The organism is Streptomyces sp. NPDC050549 (genome assembly GCF_040655035.1).
GTDB lineage: Bacteria > Actinomycetota > Actinomycetes > Streptomycetales > Streptomycetaceae > Streptomyces.
In genome coordinates this window covers 48,056-74,476 of record NZ_JBFAJD010000003.1, presented here as the reverse complement: position 1 = coordinate 74,476, position 26,421 = coordinate 48,056, and the positions used below count along the sequence as shown (strand labels likewise).

The following is a 26,421-nucleotide window of genomic DNA, read 5'->3' as shown; positions in this document are numbered from 1 at the left end:
GTGGCCGAAGCACGTGTGAAGGCACGGAAGGAATCGGTCTTCGCCGAACGGTTCGGGGTGTTCGCCGAGTGTCTGCTCACCGGGGTGTGGATCGCCGTCGCGTCGGTGGGAGTTGTCACCTGTCCCGCCGCATTCGCCGCCGGGGCACGGCACTTGAGGCGCCGCACCGGTCATGTGGGCGGCGGGTGGCGGGAGTTCGTCGCAGACTTCCGGGCGGCGGTCCGCGGCGGGTGGGTCGTCGGGATCGCCGGATGGGGTGCGGGTGCCGCCCTGTGGGTGGATGTCCAGGCCGTGCGGGCCGGGCTGCCCGGTGGGCCGCTCGTCGGTGCCGTCGGCGTGTTCGCGCTGCTCGGGATCGTCGTCGCCGGGATGCGCGCGGCTGCGGTCTGGACGCCGGGAGACACCTGGCGCGCGCTCCTCGCCGAGGCCGGCCGGCGTACGGTCCTCGATCCGGCCGGTTCCTTCCTGCTCGTCGGCGGGCTGGTCCTCGTCGGCTGTTCCGCCCTGCTCATCGCGCCGCTGGCGGTCCCCGTGCTGGGGGCCGTCGCCGCGGCCGCCGTCGCGGTGGAGGAGCGGTACCGGCACCGCTGACGGGCGGTGGTTCCGGGCAGCGGTCCGCTGCCGCGACTCCATCTGTCATGCCCCTGACCAAACGGAGTGAAAACGCTACCCGCACGGAAAGGAAAGGCCATGTCTCCCATCCCCCGCAGGTCCCTCCTCAAGGCCGCCGCTGCCGCCGGAGCCGCCGCGCAGTTCAGCTGGGCGCTAGGGGTGAAGGACGCCCAGGCCGCGCCCAGAGCCGCGGCGGCCGACGCCGACCCGGTGACCCTCGACTGGCTGGAGGACGGCGGTCTCGGCGCCGCGCCCGGTTCGACGGTCGGTGTTCCCTGGCCGATGGGCACCTACCAGGAGGACCAGGCCTTCGCGCTGACGGACGCCGAGGGCGCGGCCGTTCCCGTGCAGTCCTGGCCCATCGCCTACTGGCCCGACGGATCGCTCAAGTGGACGGCGCACGCCGTGAGTTCGGGCTCCGGCAAGCTCACGCTCACCGCCGGGGACACGGCCGCCCCCGACAGGAAGGTCACCGTCGACAAGAGCGGCGGCACCATCGACGTGTCGACCGGTGTCATCACCGCGAGGATCGGCAAGAACGGCTCCACCCTCGTCAAATCGGTCACCAGGGGCGGTACGGAGATCGCGAGGAACGGCCGTCTCGTCCTCATCCGCCAGCCCGAGATCGAGGACGAGGACCAGGGCTCGGTGAAGACCGAGCGCTTCGACGGAGTCATCGACGAGGTCACCGTCGAACAGGACGGCCCGGTAAGGGCGGTGGTCCGCATCGACGGCAAACACCGCAAGGGCGGCCGGAGTTGGCTGCCGTTCTCGATCCGCCTCTACTTCTACGCAGGCGCCGACTCCTTCCGCATGGTGCACACGATCACCTTCGACGGCACGGTGGAACCGGGCAAGGCGAGCGGCGACTTCATCCGCGGCCTCGGCGTCCGCTTCACCGTGCCGATGCGGGACGCGGCCTACGATCGCCACATCCGTATCGGCGGCGAGGGAACGGGCCTGCTGCGCGAGGCAGTTCAGGGCATCACCGGGCTGCGCCGCGACCCGGGCGCGACCGTCCAGGCCGCCCAGTACGCGGGCCGGAAACTGGCCGATCCCTCCACTTGGGACCAACGGGTCACGACCCGCCTCCAGTACATCCCCAAGTGGGGCGACTACACCCTCTCCCAGCTCTCCGCCGACGGCTTCACCCTGCGCAAGCGCACCACCAAGGGCCACGGCTGGATCGCGGCCGGCGGTGGCGGGCACGCCTCCGGGTTCGGGTACGTCGGCGGCGCGAGCGGTGGATTCTCCTTCGGGCTGCGGGACTTCTGGGAGAAGTTCCCCGCGCAGCTCGACATCCGCGACGCGCACACCGACGAGGCCGAGGTCACCCTCTGGCTCTGGTCGCCCGAGGCCCAGCCGATGGACCTGCGCTTCTACCACGACGGCATGGGCCAGGACACCTACGCCGAACAGCTCCAGGGCCTCGAAATCACCTACGAGGACTACGAGCCCGAGTTCGGCACCCCGTACGGCATCGCCCGCACATCCGAACTCCTCTTCTGGGCCAATGAGTCGACGCCGACCCCGGAGACCCTCGCCCAACAGGTCGAAGCGGTGAGGGTGTTGCCGCAACTCGCCGCCCCGCCCGCCCAGTTGATCAAGTCCAAGGTGTTCGGCCCCGGCCTCTACTCCGAGCCCGACCGCTCCACGGCCGCCAAGGCGAAGATCGAGGACCACCTCGACTTCCTCTTCACCTACTACAAGGACCAGGTGGCGCAACGCCGTTGGTACGGCTTCTGGGACTACGGCGACTTCATGCACTCGTACGACACCGTGCGCCACCAGTGGCGGTACGACGTCGGCGGCTACGCCTGGGACAACTCCGAGCTGTCGCCGGACATCTGGCTCTGGTTCGCGTACCTCCGCTCGGGCCGCTCGGACATCTTCCGCTTCGCCGAGGCGCTCACCCGGCACACCGGTGAGGTCGACGTCTACCACCTCGGCCAGTGGGCCGGCCTGGGCACCCGGCACGGCGTCCAGCACTACGCCGACAGTGCCAAGCAGCAGCGCATCGCCAACACCACCTACCGGCGCTACTACTACTTCCTCACCGCGGACGAACGCGTCGGCGACCTCATGGCGGCCAACGTCGACTCCGACGAGACGTTCCTCGTCCTCGACCCGATCCGCAAGATCCGCACCGCGCCGTACACGCCCGACCGGCACGCCCTGTCGATCGGATTCGGCACCGACTGGAGCGGGTTGGTGTCGGCGTGGCTGACCGAGTGGGAGCGCAAGGGCCCCAAGTGGGAGAAGGCGAAGGCGCGCGTCCTGTCGACGATGGAGACAATCGCCGCCCAGCCCAACGGATTTGTGCAGGGGAGTGGACTGTACGACCTGGACACCGGCAAGTTCGCCGTCGCCTCCACGCCTGTGGTCTCCGTCTCGCACCTCTCGGCGGTCTTCGGCCTCAACGAACTGTGCGCGGAGCTGATCCACCTGGTCGACATGCCCAAGTTCAAGGAGGTGTACATGGATTACTGCCGCTACTTCAACGCCTCCAAGGCGGAACAGGCGGCACGCTACGGCTCCAACTTCGGCACCCTGCTGCTCTTCCAGGGCCATTCACGCCTCGACGCCTACGCCGCCGTGCAGCTCGACGACGCGACGCTCGCGAAGCGGGCGTGGACGAAGTTCTACAGCTCCGACGGCTACATGGAGTCCTCGCCGTGGAAGACGGAGGCGCTGAACGGTCCGGTCACCCTTGTCCCGGGCAGCGAGGCCGCGTGGGTGTCCTCCAACGACACCGCGCTGTACGGCCTCGCCGCGATCGAGAACCTGGCGCTGCTCGGCGACAAGATGCCCTAGCCGAGGATTAGTTCATCCTCCCCAGGACCTCCCGCACCCGCCGGGCGTCCCGGATCCGCTGCTCGTACGTCGCGCCGAGTGCGAGCAGCAGGAGTCCGGCGAGGGCGGGAGGTGCCCAGCGGGGGAGGGCGCCGACGACCTGGGCGAGGTACGGGGCGAGTTCGTGCAGCGCGTCCAGCGCGAGGGTGCTGCCGCCGAGGACGAGCGGTGCCTGCAGGCGGTGCCGGGCTCCCAGCAGGGTGACGGTCAGCGCGGCCGTGCCCAGCAGCAGCGGGCGGGTCCAGTGCGGGTCGGTCCAGGCCGCGAGGAGGCTCGGCGCGAGCGTGACGGTGAGCCCGGGTCCGTAGGCCGTCCAGGACGTGGCGCTCGGGTCGCGGCGCCTGCGCAGCGCGCCGACGAACAGCGCGGGGACGGTCACCGGCAGCGTGTACGCCTCGGGGTCGGTGACGTTCCACGTGCCCAGCCGCACCCAGGCGGCGAGGGCGAAGAGGCCGGCGGCCACATGGCCGAGGCTCCTGCGCTCGGGCCGTATCGCCGTACCCGCCACGATCACTGCGCACAGGGCCAATACCAGTGCCAGCACAGGCAGTTCGGCCGTCGCGAGATCGATCGCGATCAGCGCTGCCGCAGCCCCCGCGATCTCGACCGCCTTGGTGGTGGCCGGGTCGGTGATGCGTGCCGTGAGGAGTGCGGCGGCAGCCGGTACGAGCAGCACCAGCAGTGCGATGTGCTGTGGCTGCCAGTCGAGGGAGGCGCCCACCGCGCAGGTGAGGGCCGTCGCGTAGCCGAGTGAGGCGGCGGCGGTCGCCGGTGCGAGGCGCCCGCGCAGGGCGCCTGCCGCGAACACGGCCGTCAGCGAGGCGAGGACGGCGAGGGTGGCCGGCTCGGCGGCCAGGGCGAGACAGGCGAGGCTGAGAGAAGTGACCAGGGCGAGTGTCGTCGCCGTGCGGTGCCCGAGCGCGAGCAGGGCCATGAGCGTGCCCCCGTACACCAACAGTCCGATGTTGTAAGGCAGTTGCAGCGCGGTCGGGAAGGTGAGTGCCGTCCCCCAGGTCAGGGTGAGGGCGGCGGTCAGCGCCTGGGGGCGCCACCGGGCGGCGCGGACCGTGAGGGCCAGCACTGCGGCAACCGCGAGCAGGAGCAAGGGAGTTGTGGTCGCGTGCTCCGGCCAGAAGGTGTCCGTCGCCGCCGCCTCACGGGTGTTGCCGGGCGCGCCGGACCACGCGCGGGACAGCCATGCGGCCGGGCCGAGCAGCGTGACGCCGACGGCGGGCAGTGTCCACAACGCCGCGCCCGCCTGCACGACACCGGAGGCCCAGCCGAGGCCGTCGCGTACGGGCTGGGGGAGTCGGCTCCGTACCAGTGCCACCAGGGCGATTCCGCACGTCAGATAGCCGGGAACCGTCCAGTCGGCAGGCAGTGACGCGCGCAGCAGTCCGCCGAGCGCGGCGACCACGAACAGGCCGCCCGCCGCTGCGGCGGTCGTCCTGAGGCCACGGCCCGAAGCGAGCCACGCGGCGCCGGACGCGCCCGCCGCCGCGAGGGTGAAGAGCGCCGCCGCACGGGCGGCGGCGCCCGGACCGGCCGCATCCAGGGAGATGAGGCCGGTCGCCAGTACGCCCCAGCCGCCCATGCCGAACGCACCACCGGCGGCGACCGCACGAACGGCCCTGGGAGTGACCCGGAGCGCGACAACCATGTCGGTGACGGCGGTCAGCAGCACCGCCGCCGTGATCGTACGAAGGCCCCCGCCGGCCGCGATCGCCCAGAGGATCAAGGGGAGTTGGGCGACCGCGAGCGCGGCGGGGAGGGGGAGGAGAAGGGTCGGTGAGGTGGTTGCGGTGACCGGTGCGGTACGTGTGACGGCAGGGCGGGGGAGCGCCGCCGTCCCGACGCCGTACGCCGTCCACAGCACCGCGAGAACGGCCGACGCGACAGTCGCGAACGAAACGCCGTCCCCGTCCGGGAACGCGACCTCGTGCAGCGCGTAGGTGTCCAGCACCGTCAGCACGAGACCGATGCCCGCGATCGACTCCGCCGTGGAACGCAGGCCCCGCCGCAACAGCGCCACGGGCGCGCCGAGGGCAGCCAGGGTCACCCCGCCGAGCACCAGCGCCCGGCCCGCGATCCCCATGCTTCCCCAGCTGAGCAGCGTGAACGCCGTCGCTGCGAGAGCGAGGAGGATGCCGCCGAGCACGAGCAGCAGGTTCTGCACGCCGGGGGCGGTGGCCTCGCGGCGGGGCGACGCGGCCGGCAGCGGTGGCGCCGAGGGCGCGGACCAGGCCGGCTGAAGCGCGGTCAGCAGCCAGGCCCGGCGGTGCAGCAACTGCGCACGGCGGACGTCCAGTTGGCGCAGCTCGGCATCGAGGAGCTGCAACTCCGCGGCCGGGGGCGGGATGTGCGTCATGACTCGGAGTGTGGCGCCCGTCACGCCGTACGGCATGAGTACGGGTACTCAAACGTCCCCGATTGCCGGGAGACGGGCCTTTCGGTGGGCAGGCTCCCGCCATGGACTGGATCCACTACCGCTTCCACGCCCGGTGGGAGCTGCCCGCGCCGCCCGCCGTCGTCTACCCGCTCCTGGAACGGGCCGAGGACTATCCCCGCTGGTGGCCGCAGGTGCGTCAGGTCAACCAGCTCGACGACACCACCGGCGTCATTCGCATACGCGCGAGCCTGCCGTACGCCCTGACCTTCACCGCGCGCGAAGTGCGGCGGGATCCGGCCGCCGGGGTGCTGGAGATCGCGATGACCGGCGATCTGGAGGGCTGGGCGCGCTGGACGCTCACGGCCGACGGCCCCGGCACGCTCGCCCGCTACGACCAGGAGGTCGACCTGAACCGGCCGCTGCTCCGGTGGTTCGCCGTACCCGGGAGACCGGTGTTCCGGCTCAACCACGCGCTGATGATGCGGGCCGGACGGCGCGGGCTGCTCGCGCACCTGGAAGCGGTTTGAAGGAAACCGGCGGGGGCCTGTATTGTTCAGTCCGTTCCCGGGCGATTAGCTCAGTGGGAGAGCGCTTCGTTCACACCGAAGAGGTCACTGGTTCGAACCCAGTATCGCCCACCGGGGAAAACCGGTCCGCATCAGCGGGCCGGTTTTTTTGTGTCCCGTGCTCGTCCTCGGCCGCCTGGGACAGGCCGTCGGAGCCTCGGCCCCGGTGGCCAACGAGGCCTCCGGTCCAGGGAGTTCCGGCGGTTCCTCCAGCGGTCGGGGCGCCGGTGCAGACATCCCCACCGACCGGGACGGGTACCGGCGTCAGGCCGCCGCGTCCAGTTCTCGCCGGAGTGGCCAATCGGTGCTCACCACCTCCGGTGTGCCGCTGCGCGTGAACCACGCCTGCAGTCCTCGTGCCTGCGCCGCGTGCCACGTCGACTGCAGAGTGTGCAGTTCGGCGGGGGACAGACGCTCCAGCCGGGTCGCGAAGCGGCGGCCCAGGGCCCGTACCACCTCCAGGGAGGCCAGCGCGTCCGCGCCCGCGTCGTGCGCGCCGTCCAGCGTGACGCCGTAGTGCGCGCACAGGTCGGTGAGGGTGCGGCGGCCCTTGCGGTAGCGGTCCAGGTGTTTGTCGAGGACCCGGGGGTCCAGCACCCGCAGCGCCGCAGCCTCGAACCAGCGGTCCAGCGAGGACGCGCGGTGCCGGCGCAGTTCGCGATCCAGCAGGGTCAGGTCGAACGGTGCGTTCATGACCACCAACGGGCGTCCCATGGCCGCCTGTTCGGCCAGCTCGTCGGCTATCTCGTGCATCACCGGCGCGGGCCAGCGGCCGTTGCGCTGAAGATGCTCATCCGTCAGTCCATGGATCGCCGTCGCCCCGGCGGGCACCGGCACCCCCGGGTTCACCAGCCACCGGGAGACCCGGGGACGGGTACCGGGGGCGTCCTGGACGACGACGGCGGCCGACACGATCCGGTCGGTCTCCACATCCACGCCCGTGGTCTCCGTGTCGAACGCGGCCAACGGGCCCTCGTACCAGCACGTCATACGTACACAACTCCTCGTTCACCCACGGCAGCTGACGTACCGTCTTCTGCCTGTTTGGTGATACCCGTGCTGTTTGCGCCGTACGCCGGAAGGACACAACAGGAGTACGGGTCTTTGCAGTTCAGCGGCCCGGTACGGGGAAACACTCGGCGTGGAAGGCGATTTGGTCATGGTGATAGCGCAGCCCGAGCGGGGCGGGCTGCTGCCCGAACGGACGGCACCCCATCGCGGATCGCTCGCCACCACCGCCTGCATGGAAACGTTGCAGGTGGGCTATCTGCACGCCGTCGCCGCCGCGGCCGGCTGCTCGCTGTCGCAGCCCTTTCCGGACAACGGCATCGACTGGCACGTCAGTCACGGCTCGCCCGGGCACACCGTCGACGACGAGGTCACCATCAAGGTGCAGCTCAAGTGCACCTACCAGATCCCGCCGAACCCGCCCGGCCGTTCCTTCTCCTTCACGCTCGACAACGACCACCTGCGCAAGCTCGCCCGCACCCCGGTCTCGGTGCACAAGATCCTGGTCGTGATGCTCGTCCCGCGTTCCCAGGACGAATGGCTGCGCGCCAGCCACGACCGGCTCGACCTTCGGCACTGCTGCTACTGGGTCAACCTCGCCGGTCACGCGATCACCGGCCGGACCCGGACCACCGTGCGGATACCCACCGCGCGCATCTTCGACGACCGGGCGCTGTGCGAGATCATGACGCGGGTCGGGACGGGAGGCAGGCCATGAGGGACCGCTCGGTCGAGGAGCACCTGAGGCAGGTACGGCCGCATCCCGTGGACACCACCTCCTGGGAGCGTCCCCCCGAGCCCGATCAAGTCGACCCCGCCGTCCTCGCCGCCCTGCTGCGCCGGCACGGCTGGCAGCGGCGCGGCGGCGCCCCCGGACGCTACGGCCGCTGGACCCCACCAGGGCCCGGCGGCTCGGGAACCAGTCTGCTGGTCCCCGAGAGCCGGGCCTTCCCCGACAGCGACGACCTCCTCGGCGAGGCGCTCATCGCGCTCGCCCGCAGCAACACCCCCTCAGCCCGCGAGGTCCTGGTCGGCCTCGCCGTACCGAGCGACGAGATCCGCTGGTGGCGGGACGTCCCGACCGGCCCGGCCGGCACCGCGCCCTGGACCGTCGAGGAGCAACTCCGCGCCGCCGCCCGCCAGATGCTGCTCGCCGCCGCCCTCGCCACCCGCGCGCGTGCCGGCTACTACGGCGCCCGCCACCGCCGCCCCGCCGCCGCGTCCCTGGAACACGTCCTCGTCGGCTCCGCCCCCGGCGGCCGGCAGCTCACCGCGTTCGTCCCCGTCGACACCGGCCGCGCCCTCGCCGTACGCCTGCACCAGGCGCTGTACGCCACCCGCGAGGCCATCGACTACGAGCGGGCCACCGGCGGCATGGACGCCTTCGACGGGGCCGTTGAGGCGGGCGTCAGCCGTGAGTTGACCGAGGCCGTCGTCGCGCTCGTGCGTGGCACCGAGGGTGCCCGGATCGCCGTCGAGTGGGCGCCCGCCGCAGGTGTCCCCGAGGGCTGTGCCGCCCCCGCCGAGGCCGTCGAGTTCTCGCCCGGCGACCTGCCCGTGCTGCGCGCGGCCGGGGCCCGCTATCTGCGCGAGGAACCGTCCATGGCCGTGCGCATCACCGGCTCGGTGGTGCGGATGCGCCGGTCGGGGCCGCGCGGCGAGGGCACCGTACGGATGCAGGTGCTCGCGGGCGCCGAGGTCGGGCACGTCCGGATGACGCTGGACGAGGAGTCGTACCGGATAGCCGGGCATGCCCACCTCGTCGGGCTCCCGGTGCGGGTGCACGGGCGGCTGGAGAGCCGGGGCGGCTTCCGTCGGCTGACCGGCGCCTCCGGGGTCGTACCCGTGCAGGTGGACGAGGCGGAGCGGGACCGGCTGATGAAGTCGCTGCAGGAGAACCTCGACTTCTTCGAGGAGGCGTGCAGCGGGGAGGACTGAGGGAGGGGGAGTGCGGCAACCGTTTCGCGGTGGGCCCCGTAGGGTCGGTACGATCCCCTAATGCGCGCGCTCACGGTATGGCGCCGCATCCACCCCGCAGTCAGGAGAGACCGGTGTCAGACGTCCGCGTGATCATCCAACGCGATTCCGAGCGGGAAGAGCGCGCGGTGACGACGGGCACGACGGCCGCCGAGCTCTTCGCCGGCGAGCGCTCGATCATCGCCGCGCGCGTGGCCGGAGAGCTCAAGGACCTGGCGTACGTCGTCTCCGAGGGGGACGAGGTCGAGGGCGTCGAGATCTCCTCCGCCGACGGCCTGAACATCCTGCGCCACTCCACCGCGCACGTCATGGCGCAGGCCGTGCAGGAGCTGTTCCCCGAGGCCAAGCTCGGCATCGGCCCGCCGGTCAAGGACGGCTTCTACTACGACTTCGACGTCGAGCGGCCGTTCACGCCCGAGGATCTCAAGGCCATCGAGAAGAAGATGCAGGAGATCCAGAAGCGCGGCCAGCGCTTCTCGCGCCGCGTGGTGACCGACGAGGACGCCCGTGCGGAGCTGGCGAACGAGCCGTACAAGCTCGAACTGATCGGCATCAAGGGCTCGGCGTCCACGGACGACGGCGCGGACGTCGAGGTCGGCGGCGGCGAGCTGACGATCTACGACAACCTCGACGCCAGGACCGGCGACCTGTGCTGGAAGGACCTCTGCCGCGGTCCGCACCTGCCGACCACCCGGAACATCCCGGCGTTCAAGCTGATGCGCAACGCCGCCGCCTACTGGCGCGGCAGCGAGAAGAACCCCATGCTCCAGCGCATCTACGGCACCGCCTGGCCCTCCAAGGAGGAGCTGAAGGCGCACCTCGACTTCCTGATCGAGGCCGAGAAGCGCGACCACCGCAAGCTGGGCAACGAGCTGGACCTCTTCTCCATCCCGGACCAGATCGGCTCCGGCCTGGCCGTCTTCCACCCCAAGGGCGGCGTCGTCCGCCGGGTGATGGAGGACTACTCGCGGCGCCGTCACGAGGAGGAGGGCTACGAGTTCGTCTACACCCCGCACGCGACGAAGGGGAAGCTCTTCGAGACGTCCGGGCACCTGGACTGGTACGCCGACGGCATGTACCCGCCCATGCAGCTCGACGAGGGCGTGGACTACTACCTCAAGCCCATGAACTGCCCGATGCACAACCTGATCTTCGACGCGCGCGGCCGTTCCTACCGTGAACTCCCGCTGCGGCTCTTCGAGTTCGGGACCGTGTACCGGTACGAGAAGTCGGGCGTCGTGCACGGCCTGACCCGCGCGCGGGGCTTCACGCAGGACGACGCGCACATCTACTGCACGCGCGAGCAGATGGCCGACGAGCTCGACAAGACGCTCACCTTCGTCCTCAACCTGCTCCGCGACTACGGCCTGACCGACTTCTACCTGGAGCTGTCCACCAAGGACCCGGAGAAGTTCGTCGGCTCGGACGAGGTCTGGGAAGAGGCCACGGAGACGCTGCGTCAGGTCGCCGAGAAGCAGGGGCTGCCGCTCGTGCCCGACCCGGGCGGCGCCGCGTTCTACGGGCCGAAGATCTCCGTCCAGACGAAGGACGCGATCGGGCGGACCTGGCAGATGTCGACGGTCCAGCTCGACTTCAACCTGCCCGAGCGGTTCGACCTGGAGTACACCGGTCCCGACGGCTCCAAGCAGCGGCCGGTCATGATCCACCGGGCCCTGTTCGGGTCCATCGAGCGGTTCTTCGCCGTGCTTCTTGAGCACTACGCGGGCGCCTTCCCGGCATGGCTGGCCCCCGTGCAGGCGGTCGGGATTCCGATCGGGGACTCGCACGTCGAGTACCTGGAGAAGTTCGCCGCGGCGGCCAAGAAGAAGGGGCTGCGCGTCGAGGTCGACTCCTCCTCGGACCGGATGCAGAAGAAGATCCGCAACGCGCAGAAGCAGAAGGTGCCGTTCATGGTCATCGTCGGCGACGAGGACATGAACGCCGGCACGGTCTCCTTCCGTTACCGCGACGGCTCGCAGGAGAACGGCATCGCGTTCGACGCGGCCATCGCGAAGATCGAGCAGATCGTGGCGGACCGGGTGCAGGTCTGACCCTTTCGGTTCGGCTTCGGGAGGCCCTCGGGGGAGTTCAGATCCCCGGGGGCCTCTCGTCGTCCTCCCTCGCGAAGACCTGGAGCAGCCAGGAGGCGAAGGTTCCGGTGACGGTGCCGAGCAGGGCCAGGCCGATGCCCATCATGCCGACGGCGATCAGCCGGCCGAGCGGGGTGATGGGCACGACGTCGCCGTAGCCGACGGTCGCGAAGGTCGCGCAGATCCACCACACGGCGTCGCCGAAGGTCTTGATCGTCGCGCCCGGTGCCGTGTGCTCGGTCTGGTAGACGGACAGGGCGCCGGCGAAGCCCAGCAGGGTGGTGGACAGCCCGGAATAGACGATCACGCGCGCGTGCAGCGCGAGCCGGGGCTCGCCGTGCCGGCGCTGCACGGCCTCGTACGCCTTGACGACCCGCAGCGGGCGCAGCAGGGGCAGGATCAGCACCAGGGTGTCCAGCCAGTGCGTGCGGACGAAGCGCAGCCGTTCGCCGCTCAGCCGCCAGCGGACCACGTAGTCCACGGCGAAGAGCGCCCACGCGCCGAACAGCACGGCGAGGCAGAGGTCCTTCCAGTCGCCGGACAGACTGTGGGCCAGGATGCGGACCGCGTACGCGGCGAGGAAGGCCATCGACGCCACGGCGAGCGGAACCTCCGTGCTGCGCTCCCAGCGGGCCTTGCGGGTGTCGTCGTCCATCGGTCCAGCTTGGCGGTGGGTGCCCCTCCCGCAACCCCGGCGACACGCCGCGAACGAGCGAAGCCATATGCTGACTTGCATGACGAGTGAGCCGGAGCAGCAGATCGGAGTGGGGACGCCGGACGCGTTCCAGCGCCTGTGGACCCCGCACCGGATGGCCTACATCCAGGGTGAGAACAAGCCGACCGGCCCCGGGGCCGACGACGGTTGCCCCTTCTGCTCGATTCCGGCGAAATCAGACGAGGACGGGCTGATCGTCAGGCGTGGGGAGCTGGTGTACGGGGTGCTCAATCTGTACCCGTACAACGGCGGCCATCTGATGGTCGTGCCCTACCGCCATGTCGCCGACTACACCGACCTGACCGACGCGGAGACCGTGGAACTCGCGGCGCTCACCAAGCAGGCGATGACGTCCCTGCGCACCGCGTCCGGCGCCCACGGCTTCAACATCGGCATGAACCAGGGGAGCGTGGCGGGCGCGGGCATCGCCGCCCACCTGCACCAGCACATCGTCCCGCGCTGGGGCGGCGACACCAACTTCATGCCGGTGGTCGGCCACACCAAGGTGCTGCCCCAACTCCTCGCGGACACCCGGAAGATGCTGGCGGACGCGTGGCCCACGGCGTGAACCACGCGGCCGGCTTCCTAGGCGTCGTAGAGGTCGGCCTTCCGCGGTGACGCGTCCTGCACGTTGGTGCTGAGGAACGCCGAGCGGTTGCCGAACTTCTCCGTGTCCACGCCGTTCTCGTCGAGGACGCGGATCGCTGCGGCGTGCACCACGCGCAGTACCGGTGTCGCGGCGCGCAGCGCGTCGTCCGCCATGAAGCGGTGCCGCCAGGGCTGGTCGGCCCAGGCGTGCCGCAGACCGAACGGCTCGGGCAGGGATATGGAACCGCCGAGCCAGTTCAGCAGTGGCGGGTACCAGGTGATCGGGGCGCGGACCGCGAGCCGCACCACCTCGTCGGCGGGGACCAGCGGGAGCTTGACCTTGCGGGTCTCCCACGGCTTCAGGGTCTTCTGGACGTCCTTCGAGGGGGCCTCGGGCTTGCCGGTGAACAGTGAGTTCACGGGACCCAGGGCGTGCCCGGTGATCTCGATGCGCAGCGTCTTGTGCAGCACGGTCACCGTGATCATCATCGTGATGATCAACTGTCCTTCCCAGAGCGTCCACTGGACACCCAGGTAGTGCCGCTCGCCGCTGCCGAACTGCTGCTTGTTGCAGATGTCCTGTATCGCGTGCGACTTGACCTGGTACGCCTCCACGTCCGTGCCGTCCGGCCGGGACACCGCCTTGGCGCCCTCGCCGACCGGCGTGACGATCCAGTGCCGTACCGACGCCTTCGGGAAGCCGCCGGTGTTGATCGTGTTCCGCTCCAGCATGCGCAGGTCGTCATGGATGTTGCGGATGACGTCCCAGCTGCGGAAGGGGTGGATCTCCCGGTCGGCGTCGCGCGCGATCAGGTCCTCGGCCAGCTGCCAGCTGCCCCAGCGGGTGCCCATGCCGAGGATGCCCTTGGGCCCGGCGTAGAAGATCGAGTTGGACTGCTGCTCGGCGCTGAGCTTGGCCAGGGACTGGCGGAGCTGTTCGGCCTGGGTCTCGCCGGGGCTGGTCGGCACCGCCTCGGGGACCTTGGCGCCGACGCTGCTGCCGGACAGCAGGCTGTCCCAGCGACCGCGCAGATCCTTCGCGGTGTTCTCGCAGACCTGCTTGGCCCACAGCCAGCCGACCACGGGGAGGACCACGCACGCGCGCGCGTACCAGGACCAGAAGCCCGCGAACGGCGCCTTGACCAGGAAGATCACGGCGGCGGCGCCCACCGCGACGAGCAGGGTCGTGGCGATCGCGCCGGCCCGCTTGTCGTTTTTGGTACGGCTGCCGATCATGCTGCGGAGCTGGAAGACCAGAAGCCAGACGATGAGACCGGGCAGGAAGAGCAGGCCGCACAGCACCATGATCGCGGAGAGCCGGTTGTCCCGGGCCCGGCGGATGTTGTTTGCCGCCAGGGCGTGTTCGACGACGGCCTGCGGTTCGGTGCCGAACGACTGGATGAGCGGCTTGCGGCCGGGGCCGAGCATGCGGGCGATCACGGCTCCGGAGAACGCCTCACCGAGGTTGGGGCGGAAGAGCGTCGTCCAGATACCGGGATTGACCGCCGTCTGGTGCCATTCGTTGTCGGCCTTCTTTATGTCCTCGACCGGGTTGTCCCGGTAGGCCGCCGAGGCCAGCGCGAAGGTCGCCGTCTGGCCCTCGTCGCCCGTACGCGGCACCTGTGGTCCGAAGATGTCCGCATAACCGCTGTCAACGGTCATTCCCGCCCCCGATCGCCGCTGCTCCCGCTTCTGCGGCTTTCCCGACTTCCGTGCTCCGCACACCTGTTGATCAGGTCATCAGCGTATCGGCCATCACTGACATGCGTAGGCGGACGACCGAAGCCCCCTTTTTTGGCTCGTTCGCCGGCGGGCGCTCTCGGCCGGTGTCGAGAGCCCGACCGTGCTCAGCCCTTCGGGCCTCCGCGCGCTCGACCTCTCGACACCGGCGCACCCCTACGGCTCACTCGCGCCGCCTGCCCGGAACGGACCGTTCCATTTGGGTCACTTATGGGTCGGAGCAAGCCACGAGTGAGCCGCCGGCATCAACTCCTAGGCGTCGCCCGCCACTTCACGGATCCGTTCGGCGATCTGCGGCGGCATCGGTTCGTGCCGGACGTAGGCGCGGTTGAAGCGGGCCGTGCCGTGCGAGAGGGAGCGGAGGTCGACGGCGTAGCGGCCGATCTCTATCTCCGGGACCTCGGCCCGGATCAGGGTGCGCCCGCCGGTCGTCTGCTCGGTGCCGAGCACCCGGCCGCGCCGCCCGGAGAGGTCACTCATGACCGCGCCCACGTAGTCGTCGCCGACCAGCACGCTCACCTCGGCGACCGGTTCGAGGAGATGGATCTGCGCGTCGGCCGCCGCCTCCCGCAGCGCCAGCGCGCCGGCCGTCTGGAACGCGGCGTCCGAGGAGTCCACCGAGTGCGCCTTGCCGTCCAGGAGCGTGATCCGTACGTCGAGGAGAGGATGCCCTGCGGCAACTCCCTTGGCGGCCTGGGCCCTTACGCCCTTCTCCACCGACGGGATGAACTGCCGCGGCACCGCGCCGCCGATGACCTTGTCCACGAACTCGATGCCCGTGCCGCCCGGCAACGGTTCGACCTCGATCTCGCAGATCGCGAACTGCCCGTGCCCGCCCGACTGTTTGACGTGCCGGCCGCGCCCCTGCGCCTTGGCGGCGAACGTCTCCCGCAGGGAGACCTTGTGCGGCACGAGGTCGACCTGGACGCCGTAGCGGCTGCGCAGCCGTTCCAGGGCGACGTCCGCGTGGGCCTCGCCGAGGCACCACAGGACGACCTGGTGGGTGTCCTGGTTCTGCTCCAGGCGCATCGTGGGGTCCTCGGCGACGAGCCTGCTCAGGCCCTGCGAGAGCTTGTCCTCGTCCGCCTTGCTGTGCGCCTGGATGGCGAGCGGCAGCAGCGGGTCGGGCATCTCCCAGGGCTCCATGAGCAGCGGGTCGTCCTTGGCCGAGAGAGTGTCCCCGGTCTCCGCGCGGCCGAGCTTCGCCACGCACGCGAGGTCGCCCGCGATGCAGTGCGTGAGTGCGCGTTGCTGTTTGCCGAAGGGCGCGGAGAGGGCGCCGACGCGTTCGTCGACGTCGTGGTCCTCGTGCCCGCGGTCGGCGAGGCCGTGCCCGGAGACATGGATCGTCTCGTCGGGGCGCAGGGTGCCCGAGAAGACGCGGACCAGGGAGACCCGGCCGACGTACGGGTCGGAGGCGGTCTTCACGACCTCGGCGACCAGCGGCCCGTTCGGATCGCACGGCTTCAGCTCCCGCGCCCTGCCGTCGACCGTGGTGACCCCGGGTGCCTCGCGCTCCAGCGGGGTCGGGAAACCCCGCGTGATCAGCTCAAGGAGCTCGACCGTCCCGAGACCCTGGCGGGCGCCCTCGGCGGCTGGGGCGGCGGCAAGGACGGGGAAGAACACCCCGCGCGCGACGGCCCGCTCCAGGTCCGCGATCAGCGTCTTGACGTCGATGTCCTCGCCGCCGAGGTAGCGGTCCATGAGGGTCTCGTCCTCGCTCTCCGAGATGATCCCCTCGATGAGCCGGTTGCGGGCCTCCTCGATCCCGGGAACCTGGTCGGGCCCGGGCTCGGACTCCTTGCGCTCCCCGGACGCATAGTCGAACAGCTTCTGCGACAGCAGCCCCACGAGACCGGTCACGGGCGCGTGCCCGTCGGGCCCCGGCGCGCGGTGCAGCGGCAGATACAGCGGGAGTACGGCGTCGGGGTCGTCCGCGCCGAACGCCTCCGCGCAGTTCCGGGTCATCGACTCGAAGTCGGCGCGGGCCGACTCCAGGTGCGTGATGACGATGGCGCGCGGCATGCCCACCGCCGCGCACTCCTCCCACACCATGCGGGTCGAGCCGTCCACGCCGTCGGAGGCCGAGACGACGAAGAGGGCCGCGTCCGCCGCACGCAGACCGGCCCTCAACTCGCCGACGAAATCGGCGTATCCGGGGGTGTCCAGAAGATTGACCTTGTACCCGTCCCAGTCGACGGGCACCAGGGAGAGCTGCACCGAGCGCTGCTGCCGGTGCTCGATCTCGTCGTAGTCGGAGACGGTGCCGCCGTCCTCCACGCGGCCCGCCCGGTTCACTGCCCCTGCGGTCAGCGCGAGGGCCTCCACCAGAGTCGTCTTGCCCGATCCGGAGTGGCCGACCAGCACCACATTCCGTACGGACGCGGGGTGGTCGGCCGCTGTAGCCCTGCCGGCGGCTCCGGGGTGTGCGTTCGCCTTGTCGCCCATGGCCTTGCCTCCCGTGCACGGTGAGGTCACTGTGGGCGCGGACACACGGTGCCGCGTGCGGTGGCGGCTCCGATGACGCCCGCGGTGCTTCGAGCTTTCCACTCCCGTCACGGTGCGTCCATACAGCGGACGTGATCGTGCCCGTAGGTCCCGACGAACCGGGCCACAGGTCCCGTGTCCGAGTGCCCGTCCGCCGCCCGCACGCGCGCGTGGCTACGATGGGCCCGCCGGTGGCCAGCAGGGGCCGCGCGGCGACACCGACCCTCGGGAAGGCCATGCTGAACAAGTACGCGCGTGCATTCTTCACGCGTGTCCTCACGCCGTTCGCCGCGTTTCTGATCCGCCGGGGCGTCAGCCCCGACACGGTCACCCTCCTCGGCACCGCCGGAGTGGTCGCGGGCGCGCTGGTCTTCTATCCCGTGGGCGAGTTCTTCTGGGGCACGGTCGTGATCACGCTGTTCGTGTTCTCCGACCTCGTCGACGGCAACATGGCCCGCCAGCTGGGCCGCTCCAGCCGCTGGGGCGCCTTCCTCGACTCCACGCTCGACCGGGTCGCCGACGGCGCGATCTTCGGCGGCCTCGCCCTCTGGTACGCGGGCGGCGGCGACAACATCACCCTGTGCGCCGTCTCGATCTTCTGCCTGGCCAGCGGCCAGGTGGTGTCGTACACCAAGGCGCGCGGCGAGGCGATCGGGCTGCCCGTCGCCGTCAACGGCCTCGTCGAACGCGCCGAGCGGCTCGTGATCTCGCTGGTCGCGTGCGGTCTCGCCGGTCTGCACAAGTTCGGCGTCCCGGGTATCCAGTGGCTGCTGCCCGTCGCGCTGTGGATCGTCGCCGTCGGCAGCCTGGTCACGCTGATCCAGCGGGTCGTCACGGTCCGCCGGGAGGCCGCCGAGGCCGACGCCACGGCGGCCCAGGAGACCACGGAACAGCACAGCAGCGGGGCGACGCCGTGAGCAGCGCCCAGGAGCGGCTGACGGACGCGCTCTACGGCCTCGGCTGGAGCACGGTCAAGAAGCTCCCCGAGCCGGTCGCCGTCCGGCTCGGCCGCACCATCGCCGACCTCGCCTGGAAGCGCCGCGGCAAGGGCGTACGGCGGCTGGAGAGCAACTACGCGCGCGTGGTGCCCGACGCGAGCCCCGAGCGGCTCGCCGAGCTCTCGCGCGCGGGCATGCGGTCGTACCTCCGCTACTGGATGGAGTCGTTCCGGCTCCCCGCCTGGAGCCCCGAGCGCGTCAGGACGGGCTTCGACCCCAAGGACGTGCACTACCTGACCGACGGCATCGCCTCCGACCGGGGCGTGATCCTCGCGCTGCCGCACCTCGCCAACTGGGACCTGGCGGGCGCCTGGGTCACCACCGCCCTGGAGACCCCGTTCACCACGGTCGCCGAACGCCTCAGGCCGGAGACGCTCTACGACCGGTTCGTCGCCTACCGCGAGGGCCTCGGCATGGAGGTCCTGCCGCACAGCGGCGGCACCGCCTTCGGCACGCTGGCCCGGCGGCTGCGGGACGGCGGCCTGGTCTGCCTGGTCGCCGAGCGTGACCTGTCCTCCTCCGGGGTCGAGGTCGATTTCTTCGGCGAGGCCACCCGGATGCCCGCCGGACCGGCCCTCCTCGCCCAGCAGACGGGCGCGCTGCTGCTCCCGGTGACGCTCTGGTACGACGACTCGCCGGTCATGCGGGGGCTGGTCCATCCGCCCGTCGAGGTGCCCGAGTCAGGTGACCGCGCCGAGAAGACGTCTGTCATGACACAGGCGCTGGCAGACGCCTTCGCCACCGGCATCGCCGACCACCCGGAGGACTGGCACATGCTGCAGCGCTTGTGGCTCGCGGATCTCGATCCCACCAAGGGGCCCTCGTGAGGATCGGTATCGTCTGCCCCTACTCCTGGGACGTGCCGGGCGGCGTCCAGTTCCACATCAGAGACCTTGCCGAGTACTTCATCCGGCTCGGCCACGAGGTGTCCGTCCTGGCTCCGGCCGACGACGACACCCCGCTCCCGCCGTACGTCGTCTCGGCCGGCCGCGCGGTCCCGGTGCCGTACAACGGCTCGGTGGCCCGGCTGAACTTCGGCTTCCTGTCCGCCGCCCGGGTCCGGCGCTGGCTGCACGACGGCGAGTTCGACGTCATCCACATCCACGAGCCGACCTCGCCGTCGCTGGGCCTGCTGGCCTGCTGGGCGGCCTCGGGCCCGATCGTCGCCACCTTCCACACCTCCAACCCGCGCTCCCGGGCGATGATCGCCGCGTACGCGATCCTGCAGGCCGCGCTGGAGAAGATCAGCGCGCGGATCGCCGTGAGCGAGTACGCCCGCCGCACGCTCGTCGAACACCTCGGCGGGGACGCGGTCGTCATCCCGAACGGCGTCGACGTCGACTTCTTCGCCCGCGCAGAGCCCAAGCCGGAGTGGCAGGGGGAGACGATCGGCTTCATAGGGCGCATCGACGAGCCCCGCAAGGGCCTCCCGGTGCTGATGAAGGCCCTGCCGAGGATCCTCGCCGAGCGGCCGAACGCGAGGCTGCTGGTCGCCGGACGCGGCGACGAGGAGGAGGCCGTCGAGACGCTCCCCGAGGAACTGCGCTCACGTGTCGAGTTCCTCGGCATGATCAGCGACGACGACAAGGCCCGCTTCCTGCGCAGCATCGACCTCTATGTCGCCCCCAACACCGGCGGCGAGAGCTTCGGCATCATCCTCGTCGAGGCCATGTCGGCGGGCGCCCCGGTCCTCGCCTCCGACCTGCCCGCCTTCGCGCAGGTGCTCGACCAGGGCGCGGCCGGCGAGCTGTTCACCAACGAGGACGCGGACACCCTCGCCGAGGCGGCCGTACGGCTCCTGGGCGACCCCGAGCGGCTGGCGCAGCTGCGGCGGAGCGGGAGCGCCCATGTGCGGCGCTTCGACTGGTCGACGGTCGGGGCCGACATCCTGTCCGTGTACGAGACGGTGACCGCCGGCGCGGCGGCCGTCGCCACCGACGAACGCACCGGGCTGCGGGCGCGGCTCGGGCTGGCCCGGGACTGAGGTGCGGGACGGCGACCGCGCGGGGGCGTGCTGCTCTCCCGCGCGCGGGGAGGTCGGTCCGGGTTTCCAACTCGGGGTGCCCGTCGGCCGATCCGCCGACGACAGCCGCGCGATCGCCCTGCCCGGCGGTGAGTTCCGCATGGGCGACGCCTTCGACGAGGGCTACCCGGAGGACGCGGAGGGCCCCGTCCGTACGGTGACCGTCGAGCCGTTCCGCATCGACGCGACCGCCGTCACCAACGCGCGCTTCGCCCGCTTCGTGGACGACACCGGATACGTCACCGAGGCGGAGCGGTACGGCAGTTCGTTCGTGTTCCACCTGCTGCTGCACCCCCGCGCGCGGGACGCCGTGTCCGGCCGGGTCGAGGCGGCACCCTGGTGGCTCGGCGTGGAAGGCGCCTCCTGGAGAGCACCGGAGGGCCCCGGTTCCGAAGTCGTCGGCCGCGCGGACCATCCCGTGGTGCATGTCTCCCACCACGATGCCCTCGCCTACTGCGCCTGGGCGGGCGCCCGGCTGCCCACCGAGGCCGAGTGGGAGTACGCGGCACGGGGTGGCCTCGACGGTCGCCGTTACCCCTGGGGCGACGATTTCGCCCCCGAGCGGCTGAACACCTGGCAGGGCGACTTCCCCAGGACCAGCACCCGCACCGGCGGCGCGACGGGCACGGTCCCGGTGGACGCGTACGAGCCCAACGCCTTCAACCTGTTCAACACATCGGGCAACGTGTGGGAGTGGTGCGCCGACCGCTTCGTACCCGGCGGCGAGGAACGCGTGATCCGCGGCGGCTCATACCTCTGCCACGCCTCCTACTGCCACCGCTACCGGGTCGCCGCCCGCTCGAAGAACACCCCCGACTCCTCGACGGGGCACGGGAGTTTCCGTTGCGCGTGGGACCTGGCGGGACCGTGACCGCCGCCCGGTAGCCTTGCCGCCCGTGACACCAACCCTGATCTGGATCCTCGTCGCCCTGGTGGCGATCGGCCTGTACCTGAGCTGGACCGCTGGCCGGCTAGACCGGCTGCACGCCCGGATCGACGCGGCCCGCGCGGCGCTCGACGCCCAACTGCTGCGCCGCGCCTCGGTGACACAGGAGTTGGCCACCTCCGGCGTCCTCGACCCGGCCGCCTCGATCGTCCTCTACGAAGCCGCGCACGCCGCCCGGCAGGCCGAGGAGGAGCAACGGGAGTTCGCCGAGAGCGAGTTGAGCCAGGCCCTGCGCGCCGTCTTCGCCGAGCCCCCGCAGGTCGAGGGCGTCCGCGAGGCCCCCGGCGGAGAGGCGGCGGCCCGCGAACTCGCCGAGTCGGTACGACGCGTCCCGATGGCCCGGCGCTTCCACAACGACACCGTGGGCGCGGCCCGCCGCCTGCGCGAACACCGCAAGGTCCGCTGGTTCCGCCTGGCCGGACACGCCCCCTTCCCCATGGCCTTCGAAATGGACGACGAGCCACCGGCGGCACTGGTGGACCGGGCGGCGTAGCGGTTGCCCGCGGGGCACAGCGGTTCGAAAACGATCCACCGGGTGCTCATTGGCCCTTGCTGTGGCCTGCATCTCTCGCGTTTCCTCGGTACTGCAGCAGCCCTCTTTCACCGAGTGAGGTCACCCCGTGTCCAGCACCCCCAGCTCCGCCCAGACTCCCGAGACCGGCACCGCGCGCGTGAAGCGCGGGATGGCCGAGCAGCTCAAGGGCGGTGTGATCATGGACGTGGTCAACGCCGAGCAGGCGAAGATAGCCGAGGACGCCGGCGCCGTCGCCGTCATGGCCCTGGAGCGGGTCCCCGCCGACATCCGCAAGGACGGCGGCGTGGCCCGGATGTCCGACCCGAACATGATCGAGGAGATCATCGAGGCGGTCTCCATCCCCGTCATGGCCAAGTCCCGCATCGGCCACTTCGTCGAGGCCCAGGTCCTGCAGTCCCTCGGCGTCGACTACATCGACGAGTCCGAGGTCCTCACCCCGGCCGACGAGGTCAACCACAGCGACAAGTTCGCCTTCACCACCCCCTTCGTCTGCGGTGCCACCAACCTGGGCGAGGCCCTGCGCCGCATCGCCGAGGGTGCCGCGATGATCCGCTCCAAGGGCGAGGCCGGCACCGGCAACGTCGTCGAGGCGGTCCGCCACCTGCGCCAGATCAAGAACGAGATCGCCCGCCTGCGCGGCTTCGACAACAACGAGCTGTACGCCGCCGCCAAGGACCTGCGCGCCCCGTACGAGCTGGTCCGCGAGGTCGCCGAGCTCGGCAAGCTCCCGGTCGTGCTGTTCTCCGCCGGTGGCGTCGCCACCCCCGCCGACGCCGCGCTGATGCGCCAGCTCGGCGCCGAGGGCGTCTTCGTCGGCTCCGGCATCTTCAAGTCCGGCGACCCGGCCAAGCGCGCCGCCGCGATCGTCAAGGCGACCACGTTCTACGACGACCCGAAGATCATCGCGGACGCGTCCCGCAACCTCGGCGAGGCCATGGTCGGCATCAACTGCGACACCCTCCCCGAGGCCGAGCGTTACGCGAACCGGGGCTGGTGATGGCCACTCCCGTAGTCGGAGTGCTCGCGCTCCAGGGCGACGTACGGGAACACCTGATCGCCCTGGCCGCGGCCGACGCCGTGGCCAGGCAGGTCAGGCGCCCCGAGGAACTCGCCGAGGTGGACGCCCTCGTCATCCCCGGGGGTGAGTCCACCACCATCTCCAAGCTGGCCGTCCTCTTCGGCCTCATGGACCCCCTTCGCGCACGTGTGCGTGCCGGTATGCCCGTCTACGGCACCTGTGCCGGCCTGATCATGCTCGCCGACAAGATCCTCGACCCGCGCTCGGGCCAGGAGACGATCGGCGGTATCGACATGATCGTGCGCCGCAACGCCTTCGGACGTCAGAACGAGTCCTTCGAAGCAGCTGTCGACGTCCGGGGCATTGAGGGCGATCCTGTGGAGGGCGTCTTCATCCGCGCCCCCTGGGTCGAGTCCGTCGGTGCCGAGACGGAGGTCCTCGCCGAACACGAGGGCCACATCGTCGCGGTCCGCCAGGGCAACGCGCTCGCCACGTCGTTCCACCCGGAACTGACCGGCGACCACCGCGTGCACTCCCTGTTCGTCGACATGGTGCGCGCGAACCTGGCTCCGGGGTCCTAGTAGGATCTCTGGGGTTCGTAAAGAGTTGGGTTACGCGAAGGAGACAGGCAGATGTCCGGCCACTCTAAATGGGCTACGACGAAGCACAAGAAGGCCGTGATCGACGCCAAGCGCGGCAAGCTCTTCGCGAAGATGATCAAGAACATCGAGGTCGCGGCCCGTACCGGTGGTGCCGATGTGTCCGGCAACCCGACGCTGTTCGACGCCATCCAGAAGGCCAAGAAGAGCTCGGTCCCGAACAAGAACATCGACTCCGCCGTCAAGCGCGGCGCCGGTCTCGAAGCCGGTGGCGCCGACTACGAGACGATCATGTACGAAGGTTACGGCCCCAACGGTGTCGCGGTGCTCATCGAGTGCCTCACCGACAACCGCAACCGCGCCGCCTCGGACGTCCGCGTCGCCATGACCCGCAACGGCGGGAACATGGCCGACCCCGGCTCCGTGTCGTACCTCTTCAACCGCAAGGGCGTCGTCGTCGTCCCCAAGGGCGAGCTGACCGAGGACGACGTCCTGGGTGCCGTGCTCGACGCGGGCGCCGAGGAGGTCAACGACCTGGGTGAGTCCTTCGAGGTCATCTCCGAGGCCACCGACCTGGTCGCGGTCCGCACCGCGCTCCAGGACGCCGGGATCGACTACGACTCCGCCGACGCCAACTTCGTCCCGACCATGCAGGTCGAGCTCGACGAAGAGGGCGCCCGCAAGATCTTCAAGCTGATCGACGCCCTGGAGGACAGCGACGACGTGCAGAACGTCTTCGCCAACTTCGACGTCAGCGACGAAGTGATGGAGAAGGTCGACGCCTGAGCCGCCGACAAGCCGAACGGGCCGACGGGACACACCCCGTCGGCCCGTCGCTTTGTCAGTGACACCCGATAGCCTGCACAAACAGGCGATCGAACGAGGGGGGTTGGTGTGCGCGTACTCGGGGTGGACCCCGGTCTGACCCGCTGCGGCGTCGGTGTCGTCGAGGGCGTCGCCGGCCGGCCGCTCACGATGGTCGGTGTCGGTGTCGTAAGGACCCCGGCGGATGCCGAGTTGGGGCTGCGCCTGGTCGCCATCGAGCAGGGCATCGAAGCGTGGCTGGACGAGCACCGGCCCGAATGCGTCGCCGTGGAGCGGGTGTTCAGCCAGCACAACGTCCGTACGGTGATGGGCACCGCCCAGGCCAGCGCCGTGGCGATGCTGTGCGCCGCCCGCCGCGGCATCCCGGTCGCCCTGCACACCCCGAGCGAGGTCAAGGCCGCCGTCACCGGCAGCGGACGCGCCGACAAGGCCCAGGTCGGCGCCATGGTGACCCGGCTGCTACGGCTCGACGCGCCCCCCAAGCCCGCCGACGCGGCCGACGCCCTCGCCCTCGCGATCTGCCACATCTGGCGGGCCCCCGCGCAGAACCGCCTCCAACAGGCGGTCGCCCAGAACCGACTTCAGCAGGCCGTCGCCCTGCACGCAGCCAAGAACCCGAACGCATCGAAAGGCCGTACCGCATGATCGCCTTCGTCAGTGGCACGGTCGCCGCACTCGCTCCCGACGCCGCCGTGGTCGAGGTCGGCGGTGTCGGCATGGCGATCCAGTGCACGCCGAACACACTCTCCACGCTCCGCCTCGGCAAGCCGGCCAAGCTCGCCACCTCCCTCGTCGTACGCGAGGACTCGCTCACCCTGTACGGCTTCGTGGACGACGACGAGCGCCAGATCTTCGAGCTGCTGCAGACCGCGACCGGTGTCGGCCCCCGGCTCGCGCAGGCGATGCTGGCCGTGCACACCCCGGACGCCCTGCGCCGGGCGGTCGCCGCCGGTGACGAGAAGGCGCTGATGGCGGTGCCCGGCATCGGCAAGAAGGGCGCGCAGAAGCTGCTCCTCGAGTTCAAGGACCGGCTCGGCGCACCCGTGGGCGCCGCCCCGGCGATCGGCGCCCCGGTCACCAGCGGCTGGCGCGACCAGCTGCACGCGGCCCTCATCGGCCTCGGGTACGCCACCCGCGAGGCCGACGAGGCCGTGGCCGCCGTAGCACCGCAGGCCGAGGCCGCCGAAGGGGCGCCGCAGGTGGGGCAGTTGCTCAAGGCCGCCCTGCAGACCCTGAACCGCGCCCGCTAGGAGACGTCAGTGAACTGGGACGACACGACCGACGAGACCGCCGCCGAGCGGCTGGTGGGCTCGGTCGCCGACCGCGAGGACCAGGCCGTCGAGGCCGCCCTGCGCCCCAAGGACCTGGGCGAGTTCATCGGCCAGGAGAAGGTCCGCGAACAGCTCGACCTCGTCCTGCGCGCCGCACGCGCGCGTGGCGCCACCGCCGACCACGTGCTGCTCTCCGGCGCCCCCGGCCTCGGCAAGACCACCCTGTCGATGATCATCGCGGCCGAGATGGGCGCCCCCATCCGCATCACCAGCGGCCCCGCCATCCAGCACGCCGGCGACCTCGCCGCGATCCTCTCCTCCCTCCAGGAGGGCGAGGTCCTCTTCCTCGACGAGATCCACCGCATGTCCCGGCCCGCCGAAGAGATGCTCTACATGGCGATGGAGGACTTCCGCGTCGACGTCATCGTCGGCAAGGGCCCCGGCGCCACCGCGATCCCGCTCGAACTGCCGCCGTTCACCCTGGTCGGCGCCACCACGCGCGCGGGACTGCTGCCGCCCCCGCTGCGCGACCGCTTCGGCTTCACCGCGCACATGGAGTTCTACGAACCCGCCGAGCTGGAGCGCGTCATCCACCGCTCGGCCAACCTCCTCGACGTGGAGATCGACCCCGCCGGCGCCGCCGAGATCGCCGGCCGCTCCCGCGGCACCCCCCGTATCGCCAACCGGCTGCTGCGCCGCGTACGGGACTACGCGCAGGTCAAGGCCGACGGCTTCATCACCCGCGACATCGCCGGGGCGGCCCTCAAGGTGTACGAGGTCGACGGCCGCGGCCTCGACCGGCTCGACCGCGGTGTCCTCGAAGCGCTGCTCAAGCTGTTCGGCGGCGGACCGGTCGGCCTCTCCACGCTCGCGGTCGCGGTGGGGGAGGAGCGCGAGACCGTCGAAGAGGTCGCCGAACCCTTTCTCGTACGCGAAGGTCTGCTGGCCCGCACGCCCCGGGGACGCGTCGCCACTCCCGCCGCGTGGGCCCATCTCGGCCTCACCCCGCCCCGCTCGTCAACCGGGGGAAACGGACAAGGGGACCTGTTCGGGGCGTGACGGCGGGGGCACTGGCCGGGTCAGGAACCCCGGTGCCATGCTGTGCGTTGTTCCATCAGCGTGGACTCGCTTAGACTCCGCCGATGCCGCCTTTGTGGGCGGCGCCGACCACCCCCATCCAC

Annotated in this window: 23 protein-coding genes and 1 tRNA gene; 19 read left to right on the top strand and 5 right to left on the bottom strand. The window is 70.9% G+C overall.

The features are described from left to right. Together AB0I51_RS06365 and AB0I51_RS06360 are read left to right on the top strand one after the other, a co-directional pair. Nucleotides 1–591 (top strand): hypothetical protein, encoded by a 591-nt coding sequence (locus AB0I51_RS06365; RefSeq protein WP_362972020.1) that lies wholly within the window; start codon nucleotides 1–3, stop codon nucleotides 589–591. 99 nt (nucleotides 592–690) lie between these two features. Then, entirely contained in the window at nucleotides 691–3,426 is a 2,736-nt protein-coding gene (locus tag AB0I51_RS06360; RefSeq protein ID WP_362972018.1) for a Tat pathway signal sequence domain protein, read from the top strand. Between the two features lie 7 nt (nucleotides 3,427–3,433). Here the strand turns inward: AB0I51_RS06360 and AB0I51_RS06355 are convergent, their stop codons facing one another. Further along, nucleotides 3,434–5,869, bottom strand: coding sequence for a hypothetical protein (locus tag AB0I51_RS06355; protein WP_362972016.1), 2,436 nt, complete (start codon nucleotides 5,867–5,869; stop codon nucleotides 3,434–3,436). Between the two features lie 65 nt (nucleotides 5,870–5,934). Between AB0I51_RS06355 and AB0I51_RS06350 the strand changes: the two genes are divergently transcribed. Both AB0I51_RS06350 and AB0I51_RS06345 read left to right on the top strand, forming a co-directional pair. Next, nucleotides 5,935–6,381, top strand: a complete 447-nt coding sequence (locus AB0I51_RS06350; protein ID WP_362972014.1) for an SRPBCC family protein — start codon at nucleotides 5,935–5,937, stop codon at nucleotides 6,379–6,381. A 39-nt stretch (nucleotides 6,382–6,420) separates the two neighbouring features. Beyond that, nucleotides 6,421–6,492, top strand: a tRNA-Val gene (locus AB0I51_RS06345). 192 nt (nucleotides 6,493–6,684) lie between these two features. On the opposite strand, the gene AB0I51_RS06340 is transcribed toward AB0I51_RS06345, so the two are convergent. Continuing rightward, on the bottom strand, nucleotides 6,685–7,410 hold the full coding sequence (locus AB0I51_RS06340) for a 3'-5' exonuclease (protein ID WP_362972012.1): 726 nt from the start codon (nucleotides 7,408–7,410) through the stop codon (nucleotides 6,685–6,687). A gap of 169 nt (nucleotides 7,411–7,579) precedes the next feature. Here AB0I51_RS06340 and AB0I51_RS06335 point away from each other — a divergent pair, with 169 nt between their 5' ends. The 3 genes from AB0I51_RS06335 to thrS all read left to right on the top strand — a co-directional run bounded on the left by AB0I51_RS06335 (nucleotide 7,580) and on the right by thrS (nucleotide 11,456). Next, complete coding sequence (locus tag AB0I51_RS06335; protein WP_362972010.1) at nucleotides 7,580–8,146, top strand: DUF4365 domain-containing protein; 567 nt, start codon at nucleotides 7,580–7,582, stop codon at nucleotides 8,144–8,146. Continuing rightward, the gene (locus tag AB0I51_RS06330) at nucleotides 8,143–9,366 is read left to right on the top strand and encodes a hypothetical protein (RefSeq protein WP_362972008.1); all 1,224 of its coding nucleotides are present in this window, start codon (nucleotides 8,143–8,145) and stop codon (nucleotides 9,364–9,366) included. The genes AB0I51_RS06335 and AB0I51_RS06330 overlap by 4 nt, the downstream gene beginning before the upstream one ends. Nucleotides 9,367–9,479: 113 nt before the next feature. Continuing rightward, nucleotides 9,480–11,456: a threonine--tRNA ligase gene (gene thrS / locus AB0I51_RS06325; protein WP_362972006.1), complete on the top strand. Its 1,977-nt coding sequence runs from the start codon at nucleotides 9,480–9,482 to the stop codon at nucleotides 11,454–11,456. Nucleotides 11,457–11,493: 37 nt separating this feature from the next. Here thrS and AB0I51_RS06320 read toward each other — a convergent pair whose 3' ends face one another. Further along, entirely contained in the window at nucleotides 11,494–12,150 is a 657-nt protein-coding gene (locus tag AB0I51_RS06320) for a potassium channel family protein (RefSeq protein WP_362972004.1), read from the bottom strand. A gap of 67 nt (nucleotides 12,151–12,217) precedes the next feature. Here AB0I51_RS06320 and AB0I51_RS06315 point away from each other — a divergent pair, with 67 nt between their 5' ends. Then, a complete protein-coding gene (locus AB0I51_RS06315; protein ID WP_362972002.1) occupies nucleotides 12,218–12,778 on the top strand; it encodes an HIT domain-containing protein in 561 nt (186 codons plus the stop codon). A gap of 17 nt (nucleotides 12,779–12,795) precedes the next feature. Here AB0I51_RS06315 and AB0I51_RS06310 read toward each other — a convergent pair whose 3' ends face one another. After that, nucleotides 12,796–14,460, bottom strand: coding sequence for a hypothetical protein (locus AB0I51_RS06310; RefSeq protein WP_362972000.1), 1,665 nt, complete (start codon nucleotides 14,458–14,460; stop codon nucleotides 12,796–12,798). Nucleotides 14,461–14,790: 330 nt separating this feature from the next. Then, nucleotides 14,791–16,986: an elongation factor G-like protein EF-G2 gene (locus AB0I51_RS06305; RefSeq protein WP_362971998.1), complete on the bottom strand. Its 2,196-nt coding sequence runs from the start codon at nucleotides 16,984–16,986 to the stop codon at nucleotides 14,791–14,793. Between the two features lie 218 nt (nucleotides 16,987–17,204). Between AB0I51_RS06305 and pgsA the strand changes: the two genes are divergently transcribed. The 11 genes from pgsA (at nucleotide 17,205) to ruvB (ending at nucleotide 26,299) form a co-directional block, all read left to right on the top strand. Further along, complete coding sequence (pgsA, locus tag AB0I51_RS06300; RefSeq protein WP_362972519.1) at nucleotides 17,205–17,942, top strand: phosphatidylinositol phosphate synthase; 738 nt, start codon at nucleotides 17,205–17,207, stop codon at nucleotides 17,940–17,942. Beyond that, on the top strand, nucleotides 17,939–18,850 hold the full coding sequence (locus AB0I51_RS06295; RefSeq protein WP_362971996.1) for a phosphatidylinositol mannoside acyltransferase: 912 nt from the start codon (nucleotides 17,939–17,941) through the stop codon (nucleotides 18,848–18,850). The genes pgsA and AB0I51_RS06295 overlap by 4 nt, the downstream gene beginning before the upstream one ends. Beyond that, nucleotides 18,847–20,007 carry a glycosyltransferase family 4 protein gene (locus AB0I51_RS06290; RefSeq protein WP_362971994.1) on the top strand — a complete coding sequence of 387 codons (1,161 nt, stop codon included), beginning with the start codon at nucleotides 18,847–18,849 and terminating at the stop codon, nucleotides 20,005–20,007. Before AB0I51_RS06295 ends, AB0I51_RS06290 begins: the two co-directional genes overlap by 4 nt. A 76-nt stretch (nucleotides 20,008–20,083) precedes the next feature. After that, entirely contained in the window at nucleotides 20,084–20,917 is an 834-nt protein-coding gene (locus AB0I51_RS06285; protein ID WP_362971992.1) for a formylglycine-generating enzyme family protein, read from the top strand. A gap of 25 nt (nucleotides 20,918–20,942) precedes the next feature. Continuing rightward, a complete protein-coding gene (locus AB0I51_RS06280) occupies nucleotides 20,943–21,485 on the top strand; it encodes a hypothetical protein (protein WP_362971990.1) in 543 nt (180 codons plus the stop codon). A gap of 127 nt (nucleotides 21,486–21,612) precedes the next feature. Beyond that, complete coding sequence (gene pdxS, locus AB0I51_RS06275) at nucleotides 21,613–22,524, top strand: pyridoxal 5'-phosphate synthase lyase subunit PdxS (protein ID WP_093624535.1); 912 nt, start codon at nucleotides 21,613–21,615, stop codon at nucleotides 22,522–22,524. After that, nucleotides 22,524–23,126 (top strand): pyridoxal 5'-phosphate synthase glutaminase subunit PdxT, encoded by a 603-nt coding sequence (gene pdxT, locus AB0I51_RS06270; protein WP_362971987.1) that lies wholly within the window; start codon nucleotides 22,524–22,526, stop codon nucleotides 23,124–23,126. The genes pdxS and pdxT overlap by 1 nt, the downstream gene beginning before the upstream one ends. A 51-nt stretch (nucleotides 23,127–23,177) precedes the next feature. Further along, entirely contained in the window at nucleotides 23,178–23,930 is a 753-nt protein-coding gene (locus tag AB0I51_RS06265) for a YebC/PmpR family DNA-binding transcriptional regulator (RefSeq protein ID WP_019066362.1), read from the top strand. Nucleotides 23,931–24,038: 108 nt separating this feature from the next. Beyond that, nucleotides 24,039–24,614 (top strand): crossover junction endodeoxyribonuclease RuvC, encoded by a 576-nt coding sequence (gene ruvC / locus AB0I51_RS06260; RefSeq protein ID WP_362971985.1) that lies wholly within the window; start codon nucleotides 24,039–24,041, stop codon nucleotides 24,612–24,614. Then, nucleotides 24,611–25,219 carry a Holliday junction branch migration protein RuvA gene (gene ruvA, locus AB0I51_RS06255; protein WP_362971983.1) on the top strand — a complete coding sequence of 203 codons (609 nt, stop codon included), beginning with the start codon at nucleotides 24,611–24,613 and terminating at the stop codon, nucleotides 25,217–25,219. The genes ruvC and ruvA overlap by 4 nt, the downstream gene beginning before the upstream one ends. A 9-nt stretch (nucleotides 25,220–25,228) precedes the next feature. After that, nucleotides 25,229–26,299: a Holliday junction branch migration DNA helicase RuvB gene (gene ruvB, locus AB0I51_RS06250; RefSeq protein WP_093624529.1), complete on the top strand. Its 1,071-nt coding sequence runs from the start codon at nucleotides 25,229–25,231 to the stop codon at nucleotides 26,297–26,299. The last annotated feature ends 122 nt before the right edge of the window (nucleotides 26,300–26,421 follow it).

Bases quoted from the DNA above. Each gene is read 5' to 3' on its own strand.
- AB0I51_RS06360 (WP_362972018.1), top strand. From the start codon at position 691: ATGTCTCCCATCCCCCGCAGGTCCCTCCTCAAGGCCGCCGCTGCCGCC.
- AB0I51_RS06355 (WP_362972016.1), bottom strand. From the start codon at position 5,869: ATGCCGTACGGCGTGACGGGCGCCACACTCCGAGTCATGACGCACATC.
- AB0I51_RS06350 (WP_362972014.1), top strand. From the start codon at position 5,935: ATGGACTGGATCCACTACCGCTTCCACGCCCGGTGGGAGCTGCCCGCG.
- AB0I51_RS06340 (WP_362972012.1), bottom strand. From the start codon at position 7,410: ATGACGTGCTGGTACGAGGGCCCGTTGGCCGCGTTCGACACGGAGACC.
- AB0I51_RS06335 (WP_362972010.1), top strand. From the start codon at position 7,580: ATGGTGATAGCGCAGCCCGAGCGGGGCGGGCTGCTGCCCGAACGGACG.
- AB0I51_RS06330 (WP_362972008.1), top strand. From the start codon at position 8,143: ATGAGGGACCGCTCGGTCGAGGAGCACCTGAGGCAGGTACGGCCGCAT.
- AB0I51_RS06320 (WP_362972004.1), bottom strand. From the start codon at position 12,150: ATGGACGACGACACCCGCAAGGCCCGCTGGGAGCGCAGCACGGAGGTT.
- AB0I51_RS06315 (WP_362972002.1), top strand. From the start codon at position 12,218: ATGCTGACTTGCATGACGAGTGAGCCGGAGCAGCAGATCGGAGTGGGG.
- AB0I51_RS06310 (WP_362972000.1), bottom strand. From the start codon at position 14,460: ATGACCGTTGACAGCGGTTATGCGGACATCTTCGGACCACAGGTGCCG.
- AB0I51_RS06305 (WP_362971998.1), bottom strand. From the start codon at position 16,986: ATGGGCGACAAGGCGAACGCACACCCCGGAGCCGCCGGCAGGGCTACA.
- pgsA (WP_362972519.1), top strand. From the start codon at position 17,205: ATGGGCCCGCCGGTGGCCAGCAGGGGCCGCGCGGCGACACCGACCCTC.
- pdxT (WP_362971987.1), top strand. From the start codon at position 22,524: ATGGCCACTCCCGTAGTCGGAGTGCTCGCGCTCCAGGGCGACGTACGG.
- AB0I51_RS06265 (WP_019066362.1), top strand. From the start codon at position 23,178: ATGTCCGGCCACTCTAAATGGGCTACGACGAAGCACAAGAAGGCCGTG.
- ruvA (WP_362971983.1), top strand. From the start codon at position 24,611: ATGATCGCCTTCGTCAGTGGCACGGTCGCCGCACTCGCTCCCGACGCC.